Annotated in this window: 1 protein-coding gene; it reads right to left on the bottom strand. The window is 68.1% G+C overall.

All coding sequences use genetic code 11. From position 1 onward, the window contains the following. A partial coding sequence (locus ACETK3_RS21400; RefSeq protein WP_373993606.1) for a phage holin family protein occupies positions 1 to 279 on the bottom strand: 279 nt, incomplete at both ends.

Here is a 279-nt window from a genome sequence, read left to right as displayed (position 1 = left end):
TCTGCTTGAGTTCCTTGCGGCCGATCGAGGCCAGGACTGCGGCGATGATCGCCCAGATCACGGCGACGATCAGCGCGGCCCAGCCCAGGGCCATGACGGCGCCCAGGGCCCACATCAGGGCCAGGGAGAGGAAGAGCAGGACGAAGTGTCCGCCTACCCCGGCGCCGGCGAGCATGCCTGCGCCCTTGCCGGCCCGGGAGGTGGATTGTTTGAGTTCGGCCTTGGCCAGCTCCACTTCCTGGCGCATCAGGGTGGACAGGTCCCGGGTCACATCACCGA

Source organism: Arthrobacter sp. E44 (assembly GCF_041877125.1).
In the GTDB taxonomy this organism is placed as follows: Bacteria; Actinomycetota; Actinomycetes; order Actinomycetales; family Micrococcaceae; genus Arthrobacter.
This window is presented reverse-complemented; position numbering and strand designations above follow the sequence as displayed.